The 20,738-nt window shown below is 53.6% G+C and carries 17 protein-coding genes and 3 pseudogenes; 14 read left to right on the forward strand and 6 right to left on the reverse strand.

Annotated elements, in window-relative coordinates; translation table 11 throughout:
- A pseudogene (locus AC2FLP_RS21035) lies at window positions 1-279 on the forward strand (tetratricopeptide repeat protein); the annotation flags it as partial.
- Between the two features lie 372 nt (window positions 280-651).
- Here AC2FLP_RS21035 and AC2FLP_RS21040 read toward each other — a convergent pair.
- Window positions 652-1,497 carry a GNAT family N-acetyltransferase gene (locus AC2FLP_RS21040; protein WP_496686244.1) on the reverse strand — a complete coding sequence of 282 codons (846 nt, stop codon included), beginning with the start codon at window positions 1,495-1,497 and terminating at the stop codon, window positions 652-654.
- 474 nt (window positions 1,498-1,971) lie between these two features.
- Between AC2FLP_RS21040 and AC2FLP_RS21045 the strand changes: the two genes are divergently transcribed.
- From AC2FLP_RS21045 to AC2FLP_RS21100, 12 genes and pseudogenes are all read left to right on the forward strand, one after another.
- The gene (locus tag AC2FLP_RS21045) at window positions 1,972-2,985 is read left to right on the forward strand and encodes a GlxA family transcriptional regulator (RefSeq protein WP_496686241.1); all 1,014 of its coding nucleotides are present in this window, start codon (window positions 1,972-1,974) and stop codon (window positions 2,983-2,985) included.
- A 166-nt stretch (window positions 2,986-3,151) separates the two neighbouring features.
- Window positions 3,152-4,336, forward strand: a pseudogene (locus AC2FLP_RS21050) (transposase); the annotation flags it as partial.
- 67 nt (window positions 4,337-4,403) lie between these two features.
- On the forward strand, window positions 4,404-6,320 hold the full coding sequence (locus tag AC2FLP_RS21055; RefSeq protein ID WP_282022464.1) for an adenylate/guanylate cyclase domain-containing protein: 1,917 nt from the start codon (window positions 4,404-4,406) through the stop codon (window positions 6,318-6,320).
- Window positions 6,321-6,696: 376 nt separating this feature from the next.
- Entirely contained in the window at window positions 6,697-7,053 is a 357-nt protein-coding gene (locus AC2FLP_RS21060) for a cupin domain-containing protein (RefSeq protein WP_282022465.1), read from the forward strand.
- Window positions 7,054-7,202: 149 nt separating this feature from the next.
- Window positions 7,203-8,360, forward strand: coding sequence for an adenylate/guanylate cyclase domain-containing protein (locus AC2FLP_RS21065; protein WP_496686236.1), 1,158 nt, complete (start codon window positions 7,203-7,205; stop codon window positions 8,358-8,360).
- Complete coding sequence (locus AC2FLP_RS21070; protein ID WP_496686234.1) at window positions 8,317-8,931, forward strand: hypothetical protein; 615 nt, start codon at window positions 8,317-8,319, stop codon at window positions 8,929-8,931. The genes AC2FLP_RS21065 and AC2FLP_RS21070 overlap by 44 nt, the downstream gene beginning before the upstream one ends.
- A gap of 170 nt (window positions 8,932-9,101) precedes the next feature.
- Window positions 9,102-10,491, forward strand: a pseudogene (locus AC2FLP_RS21075) (IS1182 family transposase).
- Between the two features lie 342 nt (window positions 10,492-10,833).
- Window positions 10,834-11,127: a hypothetical protein gene (locus tag AC2FLP_RS21080; RefSeq protein WP_481669227.1), complete on the forward strand. Its 294-nt coding sequence runs from the start codon at window positions 10,834-10,836 to the stop codon at window positions 11,125-11,127.
- A gap of 162 nt (window positions 11,128-11,289) precedes the next feature.
- Window positions 11,290-11,544 carry a hypothetical protein gene (locus AC2FLP_RS21085; RefSeq protein WP_481669228.1) on the forward strand — a complete coding sequence of 85 codons (255 nt, stop codon included), beginning with the start codon at window positions 11,290-11,292 and terminating at the stop codon, window positions 11,542-11,544.
- A 15-nt stretch (window positions 11,545-11,559) separates the two neighbouring features.
- Window positions 11,560-12,189 carry a hypothetical protein gene (locus AC2FLP_RS21090; protein ID WP_496686221.1) on the forward strand — a complete coding sequence of 210 codons (630 nt, stop codon included), beginning with the start codon at window positions 11,560-11,562 and terminating at the stop codon, window positions 12,187-12,189.
- A 28-nt stretch (window positions 12,190-12,217) separates the two neighbouring features.
- Window positions 12,218-12,520 carry a hypothetical protein gene (locus AC2FLP_RS21095; RefSeq protein WP_481669230.1) on the forward strand — a complete coding sequence of 101 codons (303 nt, stop codon included), beginning with the start codon at window positions 12,218-12,220 and terminating at the stop codon, window positions 12,518-12,520.
- A gap of 692 nt (window positions 12,521-13,212) precedes the next feature.
- Complete coding sequence (locus AC2FLP_RS21100; protein ID WP_496710073.1) at window positions 13,213-13,635, forward strand: lipocalin-like domain-containing protein; 423 nt, start codon at window positions 13,213-13,215, stop codon at window positions 13,633-13,635.
- 222 nt (window positions 13,636-13,857) lie between these two features.
- On the opposite strand, the gene mgrA is transcribed toward AC2FLP_RS21100, so the two are convergent.
- From mgrA to AC2FLP_RS21125, 5 genes are all read right to left on the reverse strand, one after another.
- Window positions 13,858-14,925 carry an L-glyceraldehyde 3-phosphate reductase gene (gene mgrA, locus AC2FLP_RS21105; RefSeq protein WP_496674528.1) on the reverse strand — a complete coding sequence of 356 codons (1,068 nt, stop codon included), beginning with the start codon at window positions 14,923-14,925 and terminating at the stop codon, window positions 13,858-13,860.
- A 125-nt stretch (window positions 14,926-15,050) separates the two neighbouring features.
- Window positions 15,051-15,575 carry a cysteine dioxygenase family protein gene (locus AC2FLP_RS21110; protein WP_496686219.1) on the reverse strand — a complete coding sequence of 175 codons (525 nt, stop codon included), beginning with the start codon at window positions 15,573-15,575 and terminating at the stop codon, window positions 15,051-15,053.
- A 225-nt stretch (window positions 15,576-15,800) separates the two neighbouring features.
- On the reverse strand, window positions 15,801-16,070 hold the full coding sequence (locus tag AC2FLP_RS21115; RefSeq protein WP_481667877.1) for an HlyU family transcriptional regulator: 270 nt from the start codon (window positions 16,068-16,070) through the stop codon (window positions 15,801-15,803).
- A 296-nt stretch (window positions 16,071-16,366) separates the two neighbouring features.
- On the reverse strand, window positions 16,367-17,860 hold the full coding sequence (locus AC2FLP_RS21120) for a DUF1254 domain-containing protein (protein WP_496686217.1): 1,494 nt from the start codon (window positions 17,858-17,860) through the stop codon (window positions 16,367-16,369).
- A gap of 34 nt (window positions 17,861-17,894) precedes the next feature.
- Window positions 17,895-19,406, reverse strand: coding sequence for a DUF1214 domain-containing protein (locus AC2FLP_RS21125; RefSeq protein WP_496710074.1), 1,512 nt, complete (start codon window positions 19,404-19,406; stop codon window positions 17,895-17,897).
- 111 nt (window positions 19,407-19,517) lie between these two features.
- Here AC2FLP_RS21125 and AC2FLP_RS21130 point away from each other — a divergent pair, with 111 nt between their 5' ends.
- The gene (locus AC2FLP_RS21130; RefSeq protein ID WP_496686213.1) at window positions 19,518-20,525 is read left to right on the forward strand and encodes a helix-turn-helix domain-containing protein; all 1,008 of its coding nucleotides are present in this window, start codon (window positions 19,518-19,520) and stop codon (window positions 20,523-20,525) included.
- Window positions 20,526-20,738: the final 213 nt, after the last annotated feature.

Raw genomic sequence — 20,738 nt, forward strand, 5'->3', positions numbered from 1 at the left:
GACGGCGCAAAGGGCCCCGCAGGCCCCACCGTTGCCTCTGTCGCAGGCGCATTCCGTGCGTTGGCGGATGGAAATGCTGATGAAGCGATTGAGAAATTCGTAGGTGTCATGTCTGAGCACGAACGCCTAGGCGGTAGCCGGGCGCAACGCGACTTAATTGAGTTTTCATTGGCGCATGCGCTAGCAATTTCGGGACAATCGAATGAAGCTCGACGCATTCTCAACATGCATCGACCGCATACCTCTCATGACCATGCGGTAGCAGGTTTGGCGGGGTAGGATGCCTATGCTCTTTGATGCCCGCTATGAGCGCTTGTCCGCTTCAGGTTCGATGTTGATCAACCGATGTGTCTGCTTCTCGAGTTCTAGAAAGCTCGCTGGTGAAGGCCCGTTTCGGGCTGATACTGTTGAAAAGCTCCACTTTCGCCAAAAACCGCCGAAAAAGTAGTCCGTAGAAAGCCAACCGGATAATTGGGAAAGGGGGTTGGCCAAAACACTGGTCTGCCGATGAGAGAGTAGTTCATGGCCAGCTCTGGGCATGCGGTATCGACTGTTTTGATACAAGTGATTTTGGCGGATAAGTGAGGAAGCAGAATAATCAAGTTTTTCAACACTATCCGGACAAAGCAATCATTTGCATTAGCCAATTACTCAGACAATTCGCGACGCAAACCAATTATCCCGTGACATTAGATAACTTGCCCACGCAGGATTTTGAAATCCAAGCCGGACGTCGTTCGCCACTTGGGTTCTAATGTCCTCGACTTGCGCCAGTACGTCTGGCAGCGCTTCTGTAATTCTCTTAACCGCCACTTTGAGGCTCAAAAGATCTTCCGCCGCCAACTGGCCAATTCTTATCGAAACTTGGCGCAGCGTCTCATCGAAACCGTCGCCTTGCAAATTGGACGCTCGCCACAGATCGAAATCTAGCACTTCCTGCATCCGGGCTTTGCCAAATGTATCTTGCAGCGTATGCCGTTCCGCAGGGACAAAACCAAGCCGACGTTGAACTGCGTCGCTCGCTGGGTTCAATTTTGGCCATACACGCGTGTAGATCGCATCGGCGTCAGAGGTTTCGAAAACGTGTCCACAAAGTATTCGGGATGAATCGCTTGATACCCCTTTTCCCAAATAGGAACGAGCGACTGCAACAAAAGTCGCCACAGTATTATGGGGCAATCCCGGCGCAACAAATACGCCACGAATTCCTACAAATTGGTTATCGCTGGCTTCGTCCCGGACGGTCCACAGACCAATGTGTGTGGCATTGTTGGCGCTCCGCACTCCATCGACGGCAAGAGTGTCGATCCAAGCATCGGTTGCCGCCAGTGCACCTTTACGCGAAGAGACGTTGTGAATGAGAGTTTTGGCGACCTCTGCGTCCCCAAATATGTACTCTGCCACATCTGATCGATCCGATACCATACTCGGCCGCAATCGGTATCCAGAACGATTGAGATTAGCTTCCAACTTGCCGCCCTTTCTCTGCGCAAGCATCTTGCAAGAAATCGGGTCGGGTCAAGGATCGTTATCGAAAACCATGCTTCTCGAATGGACCGCTTCGGGCTCAGACCGGCCATGTGACGGCTTCAGTAGTTCATCGGGTCGGTTCAGATGGCATTAATGTCGGCCTAGCGGGACTGAAGCTGACATCGAAATTACTCAAACTAACGGTCTCTCACCAGTGAACAGCCTGGTCCGATATAGATCACTGATTTCCACATCTCTTCCGTCACTTTGCAGTTGTCGGTTCCTCTTCCTTGGTCATCTGTTCGGCTAAGTTTTCCGAGCGCGAGTCTCTTCAAAAAGATCGGCTTTTCAATGTCAAAAAAATTACTCCAAACTGCGTTCATCATCGCTAACACCTCCAGCGAACTACGTGCCCTTGAAGGCTGCACGACATTTTTCGTTTTGCGTGAGTGGCAGAACGGCTAAAAAGGGGGTAAATTCACCACTTTGGGAATTTTACCGATGCCATTTTCGGTTCAGATCGTTGCCTCCCCAGAAACCAGCGCTTCCAGCGTGTTTGGCCTGTATGACACTTTGTCGGCCGCAGGTCGGGACTGGGAACATTTGGTGAGCGGCGAGGAGCCTACGCCGGTATTTGACGTTAGCCTTGTTGGCCCTGACACCGAGGGATTTCGTTGCGGAAGTGGCGTGTGGACCGCGCCAGACCAGACATTTAAGAACGCAGACGACGCTGATATTATTGTCGTACCTGGACTGACACTTTCACCGCACGACCGGCTCGACCCCGAACAACATCCTTGTTTAGCGTGGCTTGCTAAGCGCGACTTGGCCAAGACGCGTATCGTGTCAGCCTGTACCGGGGCGGTCTATCTGGCGGAAATAGGTATCTTGGATGGGATTGAAGCGACCACACATTGGGCTTGGGAAGGCCTTTTTCGAAGGTTTTACCCAAATGTGCGGCTTCGCATCGACCGCGGCCTTTGCTTTGCTGATGCGTCCCGCGGACCCGTTACGTCGGGTGGGACAACCGGGTGGCAGGAACTCGCTACGTTCCTGATCGCGCATTACGGCGGCACGCAAAGGGCGGTACGGGCAGCAAAAGTCTGGCTTATGGCCAACCGCGGAGAACTTCAGTCACCATTCAGTTCAATGATCACTACGGCACCTCATGCTGACGCCATTATCTCACGGGCTCAGTTATGGATTTCCGACAATTACGCCATCGATAACCCAGTCGCAGAAATGGTTAAACGTTCCGGGTTGCCGCCAACTACGTTTGCACGACGCTTTCGCAAAGCAACGAGTAAGTCACCGCAAGATTACGTTTTGGCGCTGCGAATTGAAGAGGCTCGGCAGTTGCTTGAAACCACCGACGGCTCCGTCGCGGAGGTTGGAGAAGCAGTCGGCTATACCGATACGCCGTCGTTTAGGAGGTTGTTCAAGCGAAAGACTGGACTGACCCCTGTCGAACATCGCAAAATGTTCGGTCAATCTCGGTTTTCTAGCTACTCCTGATGGACGATGTTTAAGATTGGCAATCCTATTGATCGCATAGGGCTCGGTGCCGCCTTTCACGGCCTTACACATAAGTGACTGGAGGCAGCCTATTCCGTTGAAAAACTCTTCCTTGATAGACGCGCAAGTCGCTGATTCATTCCCGTACTGAACGGGAGAATGAGCGATGATGGGGCCATGGCAGCAAGCACGAGGGTCACTGTTCTACGAGTTCTCGATTGAGGACTATGTCCCGCAAGACCATATACTTCGGGGTATAGACCGGTTCGTCGCACTGTCTGATATCCGACAGCAGCTTGCGCCATTCTACAGTTCGACAGGTCGACCATCAGTTGATCCGGAATTGATGATCCGGATGCTGCTGCTCGGTTACGTAATGGGCATCAGATCCGAGCGTTGGCTCTGCGACGAGGTGCATCTCAACTTCGCTTACCGTTGGTTCTGCCACGTCGATCTTACCGACCCGGTGTCCGATCATTCGACCTTCTCGAAGAACCGGCACGGACGGTTCCGCGATAGCAATCTGCTCGGACACCTGTTCGAGATGATTGTGGCGCGCTGTATCGTGGAAGGGCTGGCAAGCGGCCAGCGCTTCGCGGCAGATGCCGGTCTGATTCAAGCTGACGCCTATCGGCAAAACTCTTCACCGCAGCAGGATTGGTCGCCTGAGAATATCGTCCCTGAAGATGCACCCCGTGCCGTCAGGGAATACTTGGATACGTTGGATGCCGCCGCCTTTGGTGCAGCAAGGCCGGAGAAGCCGAAGTTCACCTCGCATTCCGATCCCGCGTCGCAATAGACCGGTGCGCGAGGTGGACCCGCCTGTTTTGCCTATTCAGCCAACTCTCTGATCGGCACCGACAACGGTGTGATCCTGGATGTCGAAGCAACCCGGTCGATCAGGCGGGCCGAGGTCGGCACTGTCCGAACCATGGTTGGTCGGGTGCGCGCACGCCATGTATTCAAGCCGGAACGGTTGATCGCAGACACGGCCTACGGCACTGGACCCATGCTGAGTTGGCTCGCCGATCACGGCATCGCTCCATATATCCCGGTTATCGACAAATCTGGCCTCAACGATGGAACCTTCGAGCGCGCCGACTTCACCTTTGACACTGAGAGCGACACCTACATCTGTCCCGGTGGAAAGGAACTCAAGCAATACCGCCGGGTCCTCACAAAGCGGGGGGAGCCCAGACCAGACAAGGACGGCATACTTCGCTACCGCGCCCGTAAATTCGACTGTGAGATCTGCCCTCTGATGAGCCGATGCTGCCCGAAGGAGCCGCAGCGCAAGGTAAGATGGTCGATCCACGAACCATCCCGCAACGTGGCTCGTGCTATCGCCCAAGCGTGCATACCGGATTGAGTTTAGGCGTTTCTTGGAATGACGGACCTTTCTGACGTAAACTTCACCAATGGAACGTCGACTTGCCGCGATCTTGGCCGCTGATGTGGTTGGTTATTCACGCTTGATGGGCGCGAATGAGATCGGCGTTTTGAACGCTCTCAAAGCACTTCGTTCGGAGCTGTTCGATCCGCAGGTTGAGAAACATCATGGTCGCATCGTCAAACTAATGGGTGACGGAACGCTCGTGGAGTTTGCTTCGGTCGTTGATGCAGTGAACTGCGCGACTGAAATCCAAGCGAAACTGGCGAAGAGAAACGGCAACCTGTCTCCTGAAGAGCAGCTTGAATTGAGGATCGGCATAAATCTTGGCGACGTGATGATTGATGGCGATGACCTTTATGGTGACGGTGTCAATATCGCTGCACGGCTTGAGGAGTTGGCGGAGCCTGGTAGCGTTTGCGTGTCCGAAGTTGTTGCAACTCAGGCAGCCGGCAAAGCTAACGTTGGTTTCGAATACTTGGGTGAAACCCGCCTGAAGAACATTTCTGAGCCGGTGCGAATTTATCATGTGAATCCTCAGAGCCGAGCAATCAGCCGCCGCAGCTGGGTTAGGAGCCGTGGCGTTCAGGCGGCAATAGGTGGAGCGCTTCTGATCATTGCGGCATTTGTGGTTTGGCAAGGCATGCATCGCTGGGGGGCCAATGAAGACGTTCCTTTTGACGAGGCTACGGCTCTGACCCGGCCTACAGGTCCTACAATAGCGGTTTTGGCGTTCGAGAACCTAAGTGGAGACCCGTCGAAAGATTACTTGTCCGATGGCATCAGCGAGGATGTGATTATCGAACTCGGACGCTATCGCGACCTCAACGTCTTGTCGCGGCACACCACCTTCTCCTACCGAGGGCAGCACCAGGATGTGCGCGGTATCGGTGAATCCTTGGGTGCCGAATTCGTGCTTGAAGGTACAGTACGGCAAGCGGGTGATCGTCTGCGGGTAACGGCGCGCCTGATTGACACCCAGAGCAGAGCGCAGGTCTGGTCCGAGGCGTTCGATGAGAAACTTACGACCGCCAATCTTTTCGATGTGCAATCTCGGATCACCGAGCGCGTTGCAGTTGCGATTGGTGACACGCGCGGCGCCATCAGGCGAACAGACGAAAGGCGGGCAAGGGCGAAACCGCCGGAACGGCTGTCGTCGTATGAATGTACTATGTTCTATGACGATCTCTACGATAGACCGGATGTGCAGAAGCGGGTCCAAGGTTGCATTGAAAGGGTAATCAAGGAAGAGCCGGATTATTGGCGCGCCTGGGCGCAGCTGGCCGAGGCATTGCGTGTAGATCTAAGCTTTTTTGGGGATCGCTATGCTGGCACATATGAGGAAAAACTCAACCGAGCTTTGGCTGCCGCCAACGAAGCCAAGGCACTCAACCCAAACTCGGCCCGTGTTCGACTTATCTTGGGTATTCTTCTGCTCATGAATGGGGATCGCGACGGCTTTTTCGCCGAGGCGGAGGACGCGCTCGCTATTGGAGGCGACCGCAGCGTGGAGGCGGAATTCGGCTACTGGCTGGTCTGGACCGGGCGTTTCGATCTGGGCGCGGCGCTTGTACGGCGGGCTATCGACCTCGACCCAGGGTCGACCATCAAGGATTGGCATCAAGCGCTCTCGGAGTACCACTTTCACAAGGGTGAATACGAACTTGCGCTTGCCGAAGCGCGCAAGGGCGTGCTGCTGGATTATTGGTGGTCGATGATCCCCGAAGTCACGGTTCTCGCCAGGCTTGGACGCGCTGACGAACTTGAGCGCGCCCGAAACCGGCTTGAAGCCACGCGTCCCGGCGTGAAAATCGCCGACATTGTTTGGGTGTATCGCCGTTACCAGCGTCCGGACGCTCTTATAGCGCCCTACGTTGATGCCTTCCGGAAGGCAGGATTGCCGGAGGGCACTTATCGAGCATTGGATTTGAACGACCGAGGCTAAATCGTTGTCGGTCCCGGAAGCAGATTGCGCGCTCTAGATTGACTATATTTTGGTCTGAAAAAATGGACCTACTACGGCGTTATTCCGGTGGCCGCTTGGTCCCGCACTTCGGAAACTGAAAGGCTGGGTGAAAAAGCCTGCTCTGGACTGATAGTCGTACTTGCGAGATTTTTTCAATAAAGGCCGCTGGGAAGCGGCCTAAAAAAATTATACCTCAGTAGCTTCAGCGATGGCGAGCTTGTCTTCAATATCTATGCCTAGCAGCGGGTTGTGCCAAAGCCGTCCATGCAGGCGCGAGCCGATTTGTGCTATGATCACAGCTGAGGGAATCAAAAGCCGAGTCATCGATTGATCACCTCGCACCAAGGGAGTTTCAATGAAAACGATGTCTTTCAGGCTGATACCCAACCCAAACGACATGGTGGCCTCGGATTTCACCGATCCTGGCTCCTTCACGACCAGTGATACGAATGAAAGAAACTGGTTCAAGTTTGCAAACGAAGACGAGACTATTCTCTCGGGCGTTTGGGAATGCCCACCCTGTCGTGAAGAGATCGATGCTTATCCGGTACATGAAATGATGACCGTGATTTCTGGGTCCGTAACACTGACGCATCCTGACGGAGACGCCGAGACCTTCACGGCTGGCGATACGTTTTTCATCAAAAAAGGGAGCAGGTTGATCTGGGAGATCACAGAAAAATTGCGGAAGTACTACATGATCGTCTCTTAGGAAGTTCGTATTGCGAGGCGATCCCTGCGATCAACCTATGACCAAAACGGGCTCGAAACATACATTCTCCGGTTGCTGCACGAATGGCAGCTATGGGTTGCGAACGGTGCCCTAGAGCCCTGAGCGGACTTCGTAATCAGCCAGTTGGAGTGAAGAGCCGCATCTACTATTGTCAAAGCATGTCGAGCAAGGGACAACAATTGCAACGAAAATTGGCGGCAATACTGGCCGCGGATGTCGTTGGGTATTCGGCGCTCATGCACAAAGATGAGCACGCTACACTTCTAATGCTTGATCACCTGGAAAGTGATATCGTCACCCCAACAATAGCGGGCCAATCAGGTCGGGTCGTGAAGAGCATGGGTGATGGTTGGTTGGCGCGATTTGACAGCGCGGCGCAAGCTGTGACCGCAGCAATGCAGCTACAAGAGCAGTTGGCTGAACACTCGTTAATGAACATGCGGATCGGTGTTCATGTGGGAGACATCACAGAAAAAGGTGACGACATCTTGGGTGACGGTGTAAACATTGCCGCGCGCCTTGAGAGAATTGCGCCAACCGGTGGCATCGCTATTTCTGAACCCGTACACTTGAACATTGAACACACTCTGGCAGACGCGTTTAAAGCTGTAGGGAAGAAGAAGCTCAAGAACATCGAGCGCAGCCTGGATGTGTGGATTCACGATGGACCGCACCAGGGCGCATCGCAAAGCTCGCATTCTTTCACAGAGACGAGCTTGCCAAAGCTCTCCATCCATACTGTGACGTGCAGCGACCAACGCACTGAACTAAAGGAAATGGCCGCAGCTCTCACTTCAGATTTCGGTTCTTATTTTCGAACGATCAACTGGTTAAACGCGGCGATATCCTCCACGGAGCCACCAGAGGGATATACGCTTCGCGGCATGCTGCGTAGACACGGTGACCGATTGCGTTTGGAAGCCCGCTTAAATGACCCTTCTGGTTCTGAAATCTGGACTCAGAAGTTCGACGGTTTGGTCGAAGCTATCTTCGATTGGCAGGACGAGGTCGTAGAAAAGCTGTTGGATGCGGTTAGTGGGATCTTGATTCAGTCTGAGACCGCAAAACTCTCCGCATTGCCAGAAGTCGAACTGACCGCCGAGCAGTGCGTCCTGATGGGCATGATCGCTTGGTCGGATGCCGGTATCGACAGCTACGAAGAGACGTTGGCATATCACGCCAGGGCCATTGAGGCTAAACCAACCCTCGCTGCCGCCTATGCCGAAGCCATTTGGACAATGAATGGCGCAAGAACTTATGATCTTCGTCGCGAGCTGTCATCTTAACTATGAGAAATTGCCACGCTGGATCGAGGCCGGACGGCAGATGGCAGGGCAAAGCCCAACGCTTGATCTGAGTGTTGCAGTGGCTGACTACAATGTGGATGGGGATGCGGATCGACTTTCCGTGGCGCTTGAGCAAATCCGGCAACGAGCGCCATTAGATGCCCGCCTGCATTTGTTTATGGGTTGGGGATACAACTGGGCCGGGTTTCCTAAAATGGCATTGAGTTGCTTTCAGACGGCGCTTCGGTTGGGCCGATATGGAGCCGTTTTCGTGGGTGCTTCCGGAGGTGCCGCCACCTCTTGCGTAATGCTTGGTCGAGATCATGATGCTATCGCCTTTGCAGAAGCAGGTCTGCGCTTCTCAAAAAACTATGCCGCGCTCCACAGCACGAGGGCCGCTGCTCACGCAATGCTTGGGGAGCCTGAGAAAGCGTCCGTGGCTTTGGCGCAAATGCTGCAAATGGAACCTGGTGAGACGATTTCGAAGTGGCGTAGCAACGTGGACTATGCTGGCTCTGAAGGCGCTGAACGTTACTTTGAAGCGCTTCGCAGGGCAGGGTTGCCAGAATAGCGGTGCCGGAACCAAGTCGCGCTGACAAATCCGGCAGATTGATCGCGCATCTTGGTAACTGCAAAGCTCGGGTTTGAATGTCGGGTTTGGGCTTATCTTGTTGAAAAAATCTTCCTTGATCGACGTGCAAGTCGCTGATTCAATTCCTGTACTGAACAGGAGAATGAGCGATGATGGGGCCAAGGCAGCAAGCACAAGGGTCACTGTTCTACGAGTTCTCGGTTGAGGATCATGTCCCGCAAGACCATATTCTTCGAGGTATAGATCGGTTCGTTGAACTGTCTGATATCCGCCGGCACCTTGCTGCGTTCTATAGTTCGACTGGCAGACCGTCCGTTGATCCGGAACTGATGATCCGGATGCTGCTGATAGGCTACGTGATGGGCATCAGGTCCGAGCGACGGCTCTGCGACGAGGTGCATCTCAACCTCGCTTACCGCTGGTTTTGTCGCCTAGATCTCACTGATCCGGTGCCGGACCAGTCGACCTTCTCGAAAAACCGGCACGGTCGTTTCCGAGACAGTGATCTTTTGCGGCATTTGTTCGAGACGGTTGTAGCGCGTTGTATCGAGGAAGGGTTGGCCAGTGGGCAGCGCTTCGCAGCTGACGCCAGCCTGATCCAAGTTGATGCCAACCGGCAGAATTCCTCACCGCAGCGGGATTGGGCACCTGAGAAAATCATCCCTGAAGAAGCACCCCCGCGCCGTTAGGGAATACCTGGATACGTTGGATGACGCCGCCTTCGGTGCAGCAAGTGCGGTGAAACCGAAGTTCACCTCGCACTCCGATCCGGCCTCTCAATGGGCTGGCGCGCGGGGTGGGCCCGCCTATTTTGCCTATTCAGCCAACTATCTGATCGACACGGACAACGGAGTGACCCTGGACGTGGAAGCAACCCGGTCGATCCGCCAAGCTGAGGTTGGCGCGACCCGAACCATGGTCGACCGGGTGCGCGAACGCCACGATCTGAACCCTGAGAGGCTGATCGCAGACACCGCCTATGGCTCTGGACCGATGCTGAGTTGGCTCGTCGATCAAGGCATCGCCCCACATATCCCGGTTATCGACAAATCCGGCCGCAACGATGGAACCTTCGAGCGCACCGACTTCACCTTTGACGTTGAAAACGATGCCTATATCTGCCCTGCTGGCAAGGAACTCAAACAATATCGCCGCGCCTACACAAAACCGAGAAAGCCCAGGCCGGACAAGGATGGGATCCTGCGCTACCGCGCCAGCAAACCCGACTGCGCCGCCTGCATCCTGAAGAGCCGATGCTGCCCGAAAGAGCCACAGCGCAAGGTGACGCGCTCCATCCATGAACCATCCCGAGACGTGGCTCGTGCCATCTCCCAGACCACCCAATATGTAATTTCGTGCAAGCTCAGAAAGAAGGTCGAGATGCTGTTTGCCCATCTCAAGCGCATCCTCGGTCTCGGGCGCCTTCGATTACGTGGCCCATGCGGCGCTCGGGACGAATTCCACCTCGCCGCCACCGCCCAAAACCTCAGAAAACTCACAAGGCTCATCCCGGCTACCCAAAAGATACCCGCTATCTGACCAAGATCTCGGCTGTGCAGATATAAACGACAAACCCAAGAGTTTTTCAACGGAATAGGCTGGGAGCAGACCTTCAGTACGGCGAGCCAAAGCGGTCGCTCACAGCCCAAACCGGGCATTCAAGACCAAGCCTTGCATATCCCAAGAAGTACAAAAAATACAAAATTGATCAACGGAGGCTGCTGCAATCACTGGACGCGAAGCACAATAAGTCAACCAACGCGAACAAAACACAATTGTTGACCAATAGTATCGAAATCGTATTGTTGAATATAGAAAACAATAGGCTTCCGCCGTAAGGCACCTGGAACCAATTCTGTGACAATAGGATTGAGGGGTACTATGAAAAAAATACTTTTGGTCGTTCCAATAGCTACAATTCTTGCCGCCTGCGAAGACAGCAGCACAACTAGCGGCACTTCAGCGACGCCGACTGCCGCGGAACAGGCATGCCTTCGTGATGTCGCAGCAACTACCAACAATCCTGATGTTGCACTGCTCGGTTCAGAGTTTTCTGAAGCCGGAACCCTTGTGCGCGTCGGCGTTGGGCCTGACCGCGCTCCTTGGCAGTGCATCGCCTATAGTGACGGTGCAACAGATGGCATCATGTCGTTATCGGACGAAGGCACTCTCTAGCCTCGCCAAGTTCGCTCAAAACACTTCAAACCCTGAGACACAGTACAGAAGACGGCGCAGTGTCATTTGCCAGTGACAATTAATGGACAACTCCGAACATTGGGGAGAGAACGCGTGGGTAAACTGATATTGGGCTGATCGTTGGAGGTATCGGCGGTGGGTATGTTGGGCATCGGAACTGGCGCAGGCGTAGGTATTGTGACGAGCTTGTCAGCAGGTGGTTGTGGTATCGCCAGCGCTGCCCAGCAGGAGGATCTACTGACTAAAGAGGAAGTGAACCAAGTCTTCAACCGCGCGGTTAGCAATCTGCGGGAATTAACACCGGACACTGAGGGCAGCGGTGAGGCAATTGTCGGTGCAGCAAGCGAATGCGACGGCGTACTGCAAGGTTTACGGGATGCTGCCAAATCCAATTAAATTAGGGAGTTTAGAATGATGCGATTCATAGTTTTAACTTTGTCCCTCTGCGTCTCGCCCGTAGTCGGCTACGCAGCGGAAGTTGGACAGGAGGCGATTGACGGCTGTATCGATCAATTACGTGCTGTCGGCGGGCCCGACGGGCAAGGTGGTACGGTGCTCTCAACGGAGTTTTCCGAAGCAAATTCGCTTGTAATGCTGAAAGATCGCGGCGAGACGGTCTGGCGATGCCTCGTCGCCAACGATGGCCAAGTCGCTGAACTCAGTGTCGCACAGGCCGCAGATGACGGCCAAGGCGCAATGGCCGGTTCAGACGGTGTACCACCGGTCGTTTCGGGAACACAACGTGTCCAGTTCGCAAAAGGCACCAGCGGAGCGGCTTTGTCTGGCACGCTGAACGCAAACACATCAGTCCGATATGTGCTTGGCGCTGCAAATGGCCAGTTTTTAAGGGTGGACGTTAGCTCACGCGGAGGTGCGCTGGACTACGAGATTTTTAATCCTGACGGTTCGCTTCTGCTGGATCTGATCTCTTCAGACACGCCCTATTATGGCCAACTCTGGCAATCCGGCGATCATGTGGTTGAGGTCGTCAACGCCGGGGCGCAACCAGTTACCTTCGATATTGGCATCGGAATTGAGTAATCCCACGACTTTGAAAAGGGAAATGACCATGAAATCTTTTGCTCCTCTAACCATTGGATTTGCTGCCCTGGGCCTCGCGGCCTGTGATGAGCCCAGCCCATCCGCAGCACCAGGTCAACCTGCTGTCGGCAGTGCGTCCGATCTATCTGCGTTCGAGGGTGCCCGCGCGGGGCAAGCGGAAATGGGCATTCAGAACCTCGGCTATGAATTGATCCGCTCCGAAGGTCTCACCTCATATTGGTTCAATCGTGATACGGGTGCCTGCGCACGTATAACGACTGCTGAGGGCCGCTACTCTGATGTCACCATGCTACCATCGCAAGACTGCTAATGGATTGGGTACACGCCATAGTCACGGGGCTTTTGTGTGGCGGTGCGTATTGGGCCATAAGAAGCATGGGATGGTTCGAGAACCGCTCGAAGTTACAGCAGGCGTTAATATTCATTCCGGTCATTTTCGTTTTGGTGTTTATCCTGAACTTGATATGGCCTTCCAGTTGAACGCGGCAGGCTTTGAATAGAGCGACCTATGACCGTGTATCAAACGTCAAATGGCTAACGTGATTAGTGTCGACAAACGCAAGGATCAGAGAAAGAACTCTGCCCGTTCTACTACCCAAACCATTGCGACCAAACTTGCGCATGCGGCAACGACAGCGCGAGAGCCGACCCATACTCTGGTCGAAACGCACATCACTAGCGCGGAACCGAGATCGATATCGAAAAGCTTGATAAGGGACGTTCTGCGCGACTTTGCAAAGTCTGCTATCTGCGCATTCCAGAAATTCGGATCTGACAACGTTGCTGGTGCGGCGAATGGCGGTTTCGTCCGTTGAAATCACCCCGCAGAGTGGTCGTTCGTACCAACTGCCGCGAATGATCGCTTCGAGCCCAGAGTGACCAAACTTGGCTGACCCAGGAACTTCCTACTTAACACCAACGGAAGTTCGGCTAGGTTTGGTGGAATTCGGCTAGGTTTGGTGGAATACTGTCTAAACGCTGATGGATACAAGGGGCTTGATTTTGGACAGAAGCGCTTTGATTGGGTCATGGAAAATGCATGCATGGACGCGGCAGTCGGTGACAACGGGTGAAATTACCGATGCACTGGGGCCCGAGCCAATTGGCTATATTGCATACCACGCAGACGGGCGAATGATGGCCACTGTTTTCAGACGAGATCGCCCGAACTCAGGCCGAAATGGCTGGACTGAGAGCGAAAAAGCCCAGCTTTTCGACGACATGCTTGCCTACGTCGCGTCTTATTCGCTCGAAGAAGACCGCGTCGTTCATCATGTTGATGGGTCTTGGAACCCAAACTGGCACGGCGACCTTTCACGTCCATTTGTGCTCGAAGGTGATAGATTGGTGATTAGTGGAGCTCCCGGTATCGACCCCAAGACAGGCGAAGAAGTCGTTTATCGGATGGAATTTACGAAGGTATAGCGCTCTCACGATAGAATAGCCAAAGGTCGGCCCGTATCGGTTTCTGGATACATGTGGCCTAACACAAATGTCTGCTTTGGTCTGCACTGCCGACCTCCGGCGCACTGGGAGGCCTTTGATGGCTGACAGATGTTGTCAGATGACCGCTTTGAGCCCAAAGCAGAAACGCCATGCGATTAAGCAGAAGAACCTGCTAGCACCAAAAATCAGTGGTCAACAATCTTACTCAATTTCCGAGGATCGCGCCCAGAGATTGATTTCCTCTTCCGAGCTTACCTCGTCAATCTTAGCGAGTTCCGCTTCGGTAAATTCCAAATTCTGGACCGCACCTACGCAATCCACGATCTGCTCAGGACGCGAAGCGCCAATAAGGGCTGTCGTAATCCGGTCACCTCTCAGCACCCAAGCAAGCGCCATCTGAGCTAATGATTGACCGCGTGACGCCGCTATATCGTTTAGAGCCCTGACACTCGTCAATGAACGTTCGTTGATCATGCCGTCCAATAGAGACTTGCCTTGGGTCGCACGACTGTCTTCGGGAATGCCGTTCAGATACTTCGATGTCAAAATACCCTGGGCAAGTGGCGTGAACGCAATCGATCCCACGTTCAATTCGTCAAGCGTATCCAACAGCCCGTCCCGCTCAACCCAACGGTTGAGTAGGTTATACGACGGCTGATGAATCAGGCACGGCGTGCCAAGGGCTTTCAAGATAGCCAGCGCTTCGCGCGTTCGTTGCGAGTTGTAGCTTGAAAATCCGACGTAAAGTGCGCGCCCAGAGCGCACTATATAGTCTAAGGCCCCCATAGTTTCTTCCAGAGGGGTATCTGGATCGTAACGGTGGGAATAAAAGATATCTGCGTATTCTAACCCCATCCGCTTGAGCGACTGATCACAAGAGGCCACAAGATACTTTCGTGATCCCCACTCCCCATAGGGGCCCGGCCACATATCATACCCTGCCTTGGTAGATATGATGAGTTCGTCCCGATAGCCTGCGAAATCAGTTTTTAAAATTTCACCGAATGCTTCTTCCGCCGATCCCGGCGGCGGGCCATAGTTATTTGCTAAATCAAAGTGCGTTATACCCAAGTCAAAAGCAGTGCGGCAGAGATCGCGCTTTGTCTGGTGCGGGGTATCCCCACCAAAGTTGTGCCATAGCCCAAGGCTTATCGCGGGTAGCTTTATGCCAGACTGCCCACAACGGCGATAGACCATTTGCTCGTAGCGGTCCGGATTAGGAAGAAATGGGCGTGGCCGAGGCTTCGGGGGGCGTTGTAATTTGCTCATCTGTCCATAATCCGAGATCATCACCCCGTGTCAATTCAACGAGATAGTAATCGGCAATCAGCGAAGCCTGCCGTATAGACGGAACATGCCTCAGGCATTGCCAGCGCAAATTGTCAAACTGCAAACTAGTCCTCGAATAACGCGCGAACCTTCGACATGTCATAGGCATGTTCCGTCAGGTTTTCTGGATCCCATTCGCTTCGCTCAGCTTCAAAAAAATCCCCACCGTATACGTGGATTGCTCCGGTCAACTTGGGGATAGGGTTTGTAACCGAGTGAATGAGGTCCTTACCAAGCGGAGCATATTCACCCGTCGACAATGCTCGAGCCCCCGCCGCTTCAATGCGTCCGTTAGGGTCATCTGCTACGCGCTGCCAAAAAATGTTATCTTCTCGGCCACCATAAATACCGATCACGGCCCACATTTCGTGATTGTGGGGCATTATGGTCATTCCTGGCTTCCATACGACGTTGACGATTGTCAGATCACCTGACTTGTAAATGGGAAAGATACCGCTTTCGGTCGGCTCTCCCAAGGCTTGCGTCACGCCCGCGGGATCGCGCATCGCCCGGTCCACCACCTCAGCCACCGATTTGTGAGACGCGTCCTGATCTACTGCGGTCCGGCAGTCCGCTACAAACTGTTCCATGTTCCACATATCTTCAGCCCCCAATTGCATACGATAAATGCAACAGGGTAGCACATGCTGTAAAATAGACGAAATTGGGACCCAGATTGCAGCTGCATGTATCGGGCATCTAAGACTTCCAATGACTGCTTGGCTTGCTTAGCGTTCTTTCGCCAGATCGGGGCGGATGTCTAATTTGCGGAACCATCCGTCGATTGCATCGCATAAATTAGGCTGTCTGTTTGCTTAATCGAAAATGCGTTCGCCCTGCTCGTCGATCACCTGTTTCGCCTTTGCGATGCTGAAGCTTTCGCCCTGATCTCGGGTCTCAAAAACATCCGCCCGGATTACTGTATGGGTCTTGCGATTTCCGCCGATGGTCTTTTCGATACGGGCTAGAAGGCGGTACTTGCCACCTTCGGGCATCAGGTCCGGAAAGATTTCGAACCCTCTGTAAGAGACTGGCTCCGGCTCCGACTTTTCACCACCACCGAAGAGTTTACAGAAGAGGGACATTGGGCGGCTCCTTTCAGCGTTGCTATGACGGGAGACTAGCGCCGCTTAGGACAGGCGTGAAGCATGTCGGCTATCACAACATTTGCCTTCGATCCGTTGGCACGCTCCTTGCGTTGCCTAGTACGTCCAGATCCGCGGTAGAAGTCCATTCCCCACACCACGCTCCCTTGTAAGACTGTCCAGACCGCCATTCTGACACGCCGCCGACGACGACCGCTTTGAGCCCAAAACCGACACCGAAGAAAATGCCAGACGACGCCAAAAAGTAGCGTCGCCCGATAGTCGCGGCTGTCGCTTTATTCTACCAGTTCCAGATCACCAGGACGCCAGGTCTTGTCGAACCAAGGCTCGAGCGGTCCGTAGAGGCGCATCATCAAGTTGAAGCTTTGCCCGGGCATGGTTTGCGCCCAGTTGTTCTCCCAACCTTCTGGGGCTTCCGGGCCAAAATAGATGCTGGTACTCCCATCCTCATTCGGCTTTATCCCCGGTCGATTAGAGTCGATACCACCGGATTGCTGGTCAGTTTCAAGGATCGACCGTGTCTGTCCGCTATACAACATAAACGACGCAAAGTTTTTCGCGGGAACGGGTGCCGGGAGCGTTACCTTGTAGGTTTTTGAGCCATCCAGGTACTGTCCGTTGTTGTCTCGCGCCGTCATCGCATAGACAGACCCCATACCGACCGGTGGCGAGGTCATCGCAGGCGTTATGCCCGTCGCCATATAGAAAAAGTATGAACGGTCATCGAGTATGCGTGCACCGTCCTCAAGAAACAGATAGCTCTGACGTTGAAACGGTGAGTTCCATTGCCGGTCTTCATAAAAGAAAACTCCCGGATCGCGCGAGGCATACGTAATCGCTCGCGCCGTGGCATTTGCTATCGCTGCTGCCTCCTTGAAAATGGCCTGCATACGGGCATCGGGTTCGAAGGGCTCGCCCTTCCTGATCCCTATGGAAGCAAACGTTCCTACAATTTCCGGACTGAACGCACCAATTGGATTGTTTTCGAGCGCGACGTGGATCTCTTCAAAAAAGTCTTCGTTGTTCGCGTGAACAGTGTTGTGTTGAACACCGGAGATATTCAGGAAAATTTCCGCGGGAGGATTGTCCGCTTCACTAAGCGGATAGATATTCAGACCCGCCTTGATCTCGGCAACAGGGCCAGCCGTATCTCCGTCTGCGTCTGGCGAGCGTCTTAGCAACAACCAGTGCTCATATGTCTTTGTGCGTAGTTCGAAGTAGCCCTCGGGCACCGGCGTTTCATCGTCGTTGTGCAAAAGTAGATACTTGCCACCTTCTCCCTTATCCGCGCCAAGCGCCCCGATATCCGTCACATAGTCAAACGCGGCGTCATCAAGCAACCCAAGCAGGCCTGCCGGAACCTCAATCACCATCGGGCCATCCGAGATATCGACATTCGAACCAATGTAGATTGTGGTTGTATTGGGCGTCAGCCAGATGGACCGCGCGTCCAGCAGGTCTTCTGCAATCACGACGTCATTGGGATTGACGCCCAAGTCTTCGTATCCCTGAAACATAGCTCGAAGCGAAGCGATCTTCATGCCATCCAGGAAAGCAGTCGTTGCTCTGATCAGATCAAGGTTGTCGAAGACTTTCTCCACCGTCTCAGGTGATGGCATACCATCGAAGAATTCCAGATCACCAAGCGTCTGGGTCTCGACCTTGTCTGGTGTAAGAACATTCTCAGGAACGTCGGCTTTGAATTCTTGGGCTGAAGAATGCGATGCGAGTATCAGGGCAGTCAGCACAGCTAACGACTTTGTTTTCATTGTTCGCTCCATTGGGAATTACTGTTTGTTTTGATCAGTTTACTTTTTCTAGATCGCCCAGCATCCAGCCACTCTCCAGCCATCCTTCTTGCGGCCCATATAGACGAAACAAAAGGAAGTACGGCTCTGTGGTTGGTATCCAGTTGCTTTCCATGCCTTCCGGTGCTTCTGGTCCAAAAAAGATGTCGTAAGAACCGTCTTCATTAGCCTGCATCGCATCAGTGTCGCGCTCGGACAAACCGACAGGATCAACGTTCCGAATGAAGCTCTTGGTCTCCATCGAATAAACAATCACGGACCAGAAATCGTCGGCAGGTGTATCCGCTGGGACGTTCAGTTTATAGGTCTGATTGTGATCGTACATTTCCCCGTCGCTGTCGCGCAGGCCTGTCAGATAAAATGTACCTCCGCCCAGTTGTTTCGGCAGGTATGTAATCCAGAAATAACTGCCGCCCGCACGCGCATCCACAAGGACTTCGGTCTCAGTCTCATAGGGGAAACCAGCCTCGGGTTGACCATCCGCGAAATCCCAAATCAACCACTGGCTCCTCATCTCGCCGCTATCGTCGACCCAAAGTGGGATCATGGCTTTCCCGGGCGTCACAAAGTAGTTCTGCATCGAGGCGTACGCGAGCAACAATCCCTCGTTCATTGCCTGCATTTGAAGTTCACTTGGTTCGAAAGGCTTTCCCTTCTCGATCCCGAGATCTTTCAGAAAATTCACCATAACCTTGTCTTGTGGACGGATCGGGTTGTTTTGAACGTAATCGTTCAGGTCCTGAAAGAATGTCTCGTTGTAGTATGGAAGCGAGTCGTACGGCACTTCTGACGCTTCCAGATAGTTGTTGGGTGGTGGATTGTCAGCCTCAGACAGGTAGTACACTTTGATCGTCTGAGCGTAGTCGGCCGCATCGGTGTCCGTTCCGCCATTCTTCAGTTTTGGCCGGAACGAAAACCCATATTCGTAGGTATCTGTTTCAAAGGGAAGGTATCCTGCTTCAGTTAATTCCTCCAGGGACATATCCCATTCGTAGCCTGGAGGTAGCATGAGGTACTTGCCGCCGGCACCTTCATCGAAACCATCGGGACCAACGTCCACGATAGGAACATCCCAAGCATTCACGATTGTACCGAAGTAGTTAACCTTGTCGGTGGCAGCGGGCACTTCAATGACAAGGGGACCGGGTTCGGAGGTCATTGAAGCCCAAGCATAGGCCGTAACATCGTTAGCCGTAAGAAACCCATGTTTGGAATCGAACGGCTTATTGAGATAAATGATGTCGTTGTAGTCGCCACCGAGGTCGCGGCGAATGCCCTTCAGAAAATCGATCATACCAGCGGCGGGCATCCCCCAGATTGCAGTCTGAGTGGCGCGCTGCACCATGATCTTGTACTCGATGTCCTCGACTTCGGCTGATCGTGCAAGGATGTCACCCCTGTCGTTGAAGGACTGGGAAAGAACTGGCGAGGAAGAAATACCCACAATAAGCGCCACGCCAAAAAGATGCGTCGACAAACTGCTGTGTGATGGTCCAAGTATTTTCATGGCGCAATGCTCCCTGCTGTTTGTGGAAAGCTTGCACATCCGTTCAGCCGATGCGTATCATTTCACGACACGCGGGCGAACAAGCGGGTTGACGGATTGAACCTACCACCGATGATTTCGGCCAAGGCCTTGGGCGCGATGCCCCAGTTTGTGCTTGAGGCCGCTGGGGAGAGACGCCTGTTGCGTGCTTTTGACTCTGCCGATCTTCCTGATCACTTCATTGAGGAAAGAGGCGGTTACATCTCGGAGCATGCTTTGGCGACCTTTGTGCACGAAGCCGCACGATCCTCGGGACAACAAAACATCGGATTGTTGTGGTCACCGTATCTCACTGTCGCTGACTACGGCGCCTGGGGGAGTTACGTTCTTTCTGCTCCAACGCTGGGGGCAGCGCTAATACGAGCTTCTGCCGTCATGCCATTTCATTCGTCCACGGATCGCGCGTGGCTTGAAACTTCGGGCACTAGCGCGCGCTACTGTTATCGTTTTGGACTTCGCTCGCATTTCGCGTATCCGGACATCGGTTTCTCGGCCGTTGGGGTTTTTCTGAGCATATTCCGCGCGTATTTAGGAAACGACTGGAAGCCATCGGCCGTGCTCTTGGACTTCCCGAAAGTTCCTGGGTTTGTCGAGGCAGAAGACACTTACGCTTGTCCTGTAATCTGGAACACCACCCGCCTTGGGGTTGAGTTTGAAGCTTCGGCTTTGAGCTCCGAAGCCACGCCCAAAAAACTCACCGGCGGCTCGATAACTGTCGGAGATATTTCTCGCGAACGATTGGGCGGCCCACCTCAAACACTTAGAGAACAAGTCGAGGAAGTGGTTTGGCAACAACTTCATCGGGAGGAAATGTCGATTGATGCCACCGCGCGTTCGCTCGATCTTGGCGTTCGCACACTACAGCGGAAGTTATCAACCGAAGGGGTTCGTTTTCGCGAAATCGTCAACGATGTCAGGGTAGCAAGGGCCGAGGAACTCCTCACAGATACGCGCGAGACAGTCTCCAGCATCTCCTCAATGCTAGGATATGAAACCGCAAACAATTTCAGCCGCGCATTTAGGAAGTTGACAGGACTGGCGCCCTCTGACTATCGCAAGATGAACTCCGACCATAGTTGACTTGTGGGTCGCGAGACCAGTCTTCGAATGCCTGCTTTGTCCGCACTGCCGCCGTTGACCAGGTCGGGACAGCTCATATGCCCAACCAAAACTGTCAGATGACCACTGTGAGCCCAAAGCAGTCGTTACAAAATATGCTTTGAGCAAAGGACTTCATCTGGAACTCAGTCCAGCGTGTTCTTGTAGACTTTGCCGTCTTTCATGATCAGATCG

The organism is Ruegeria sp. CDSA141 (assembly GCF_059612005.1).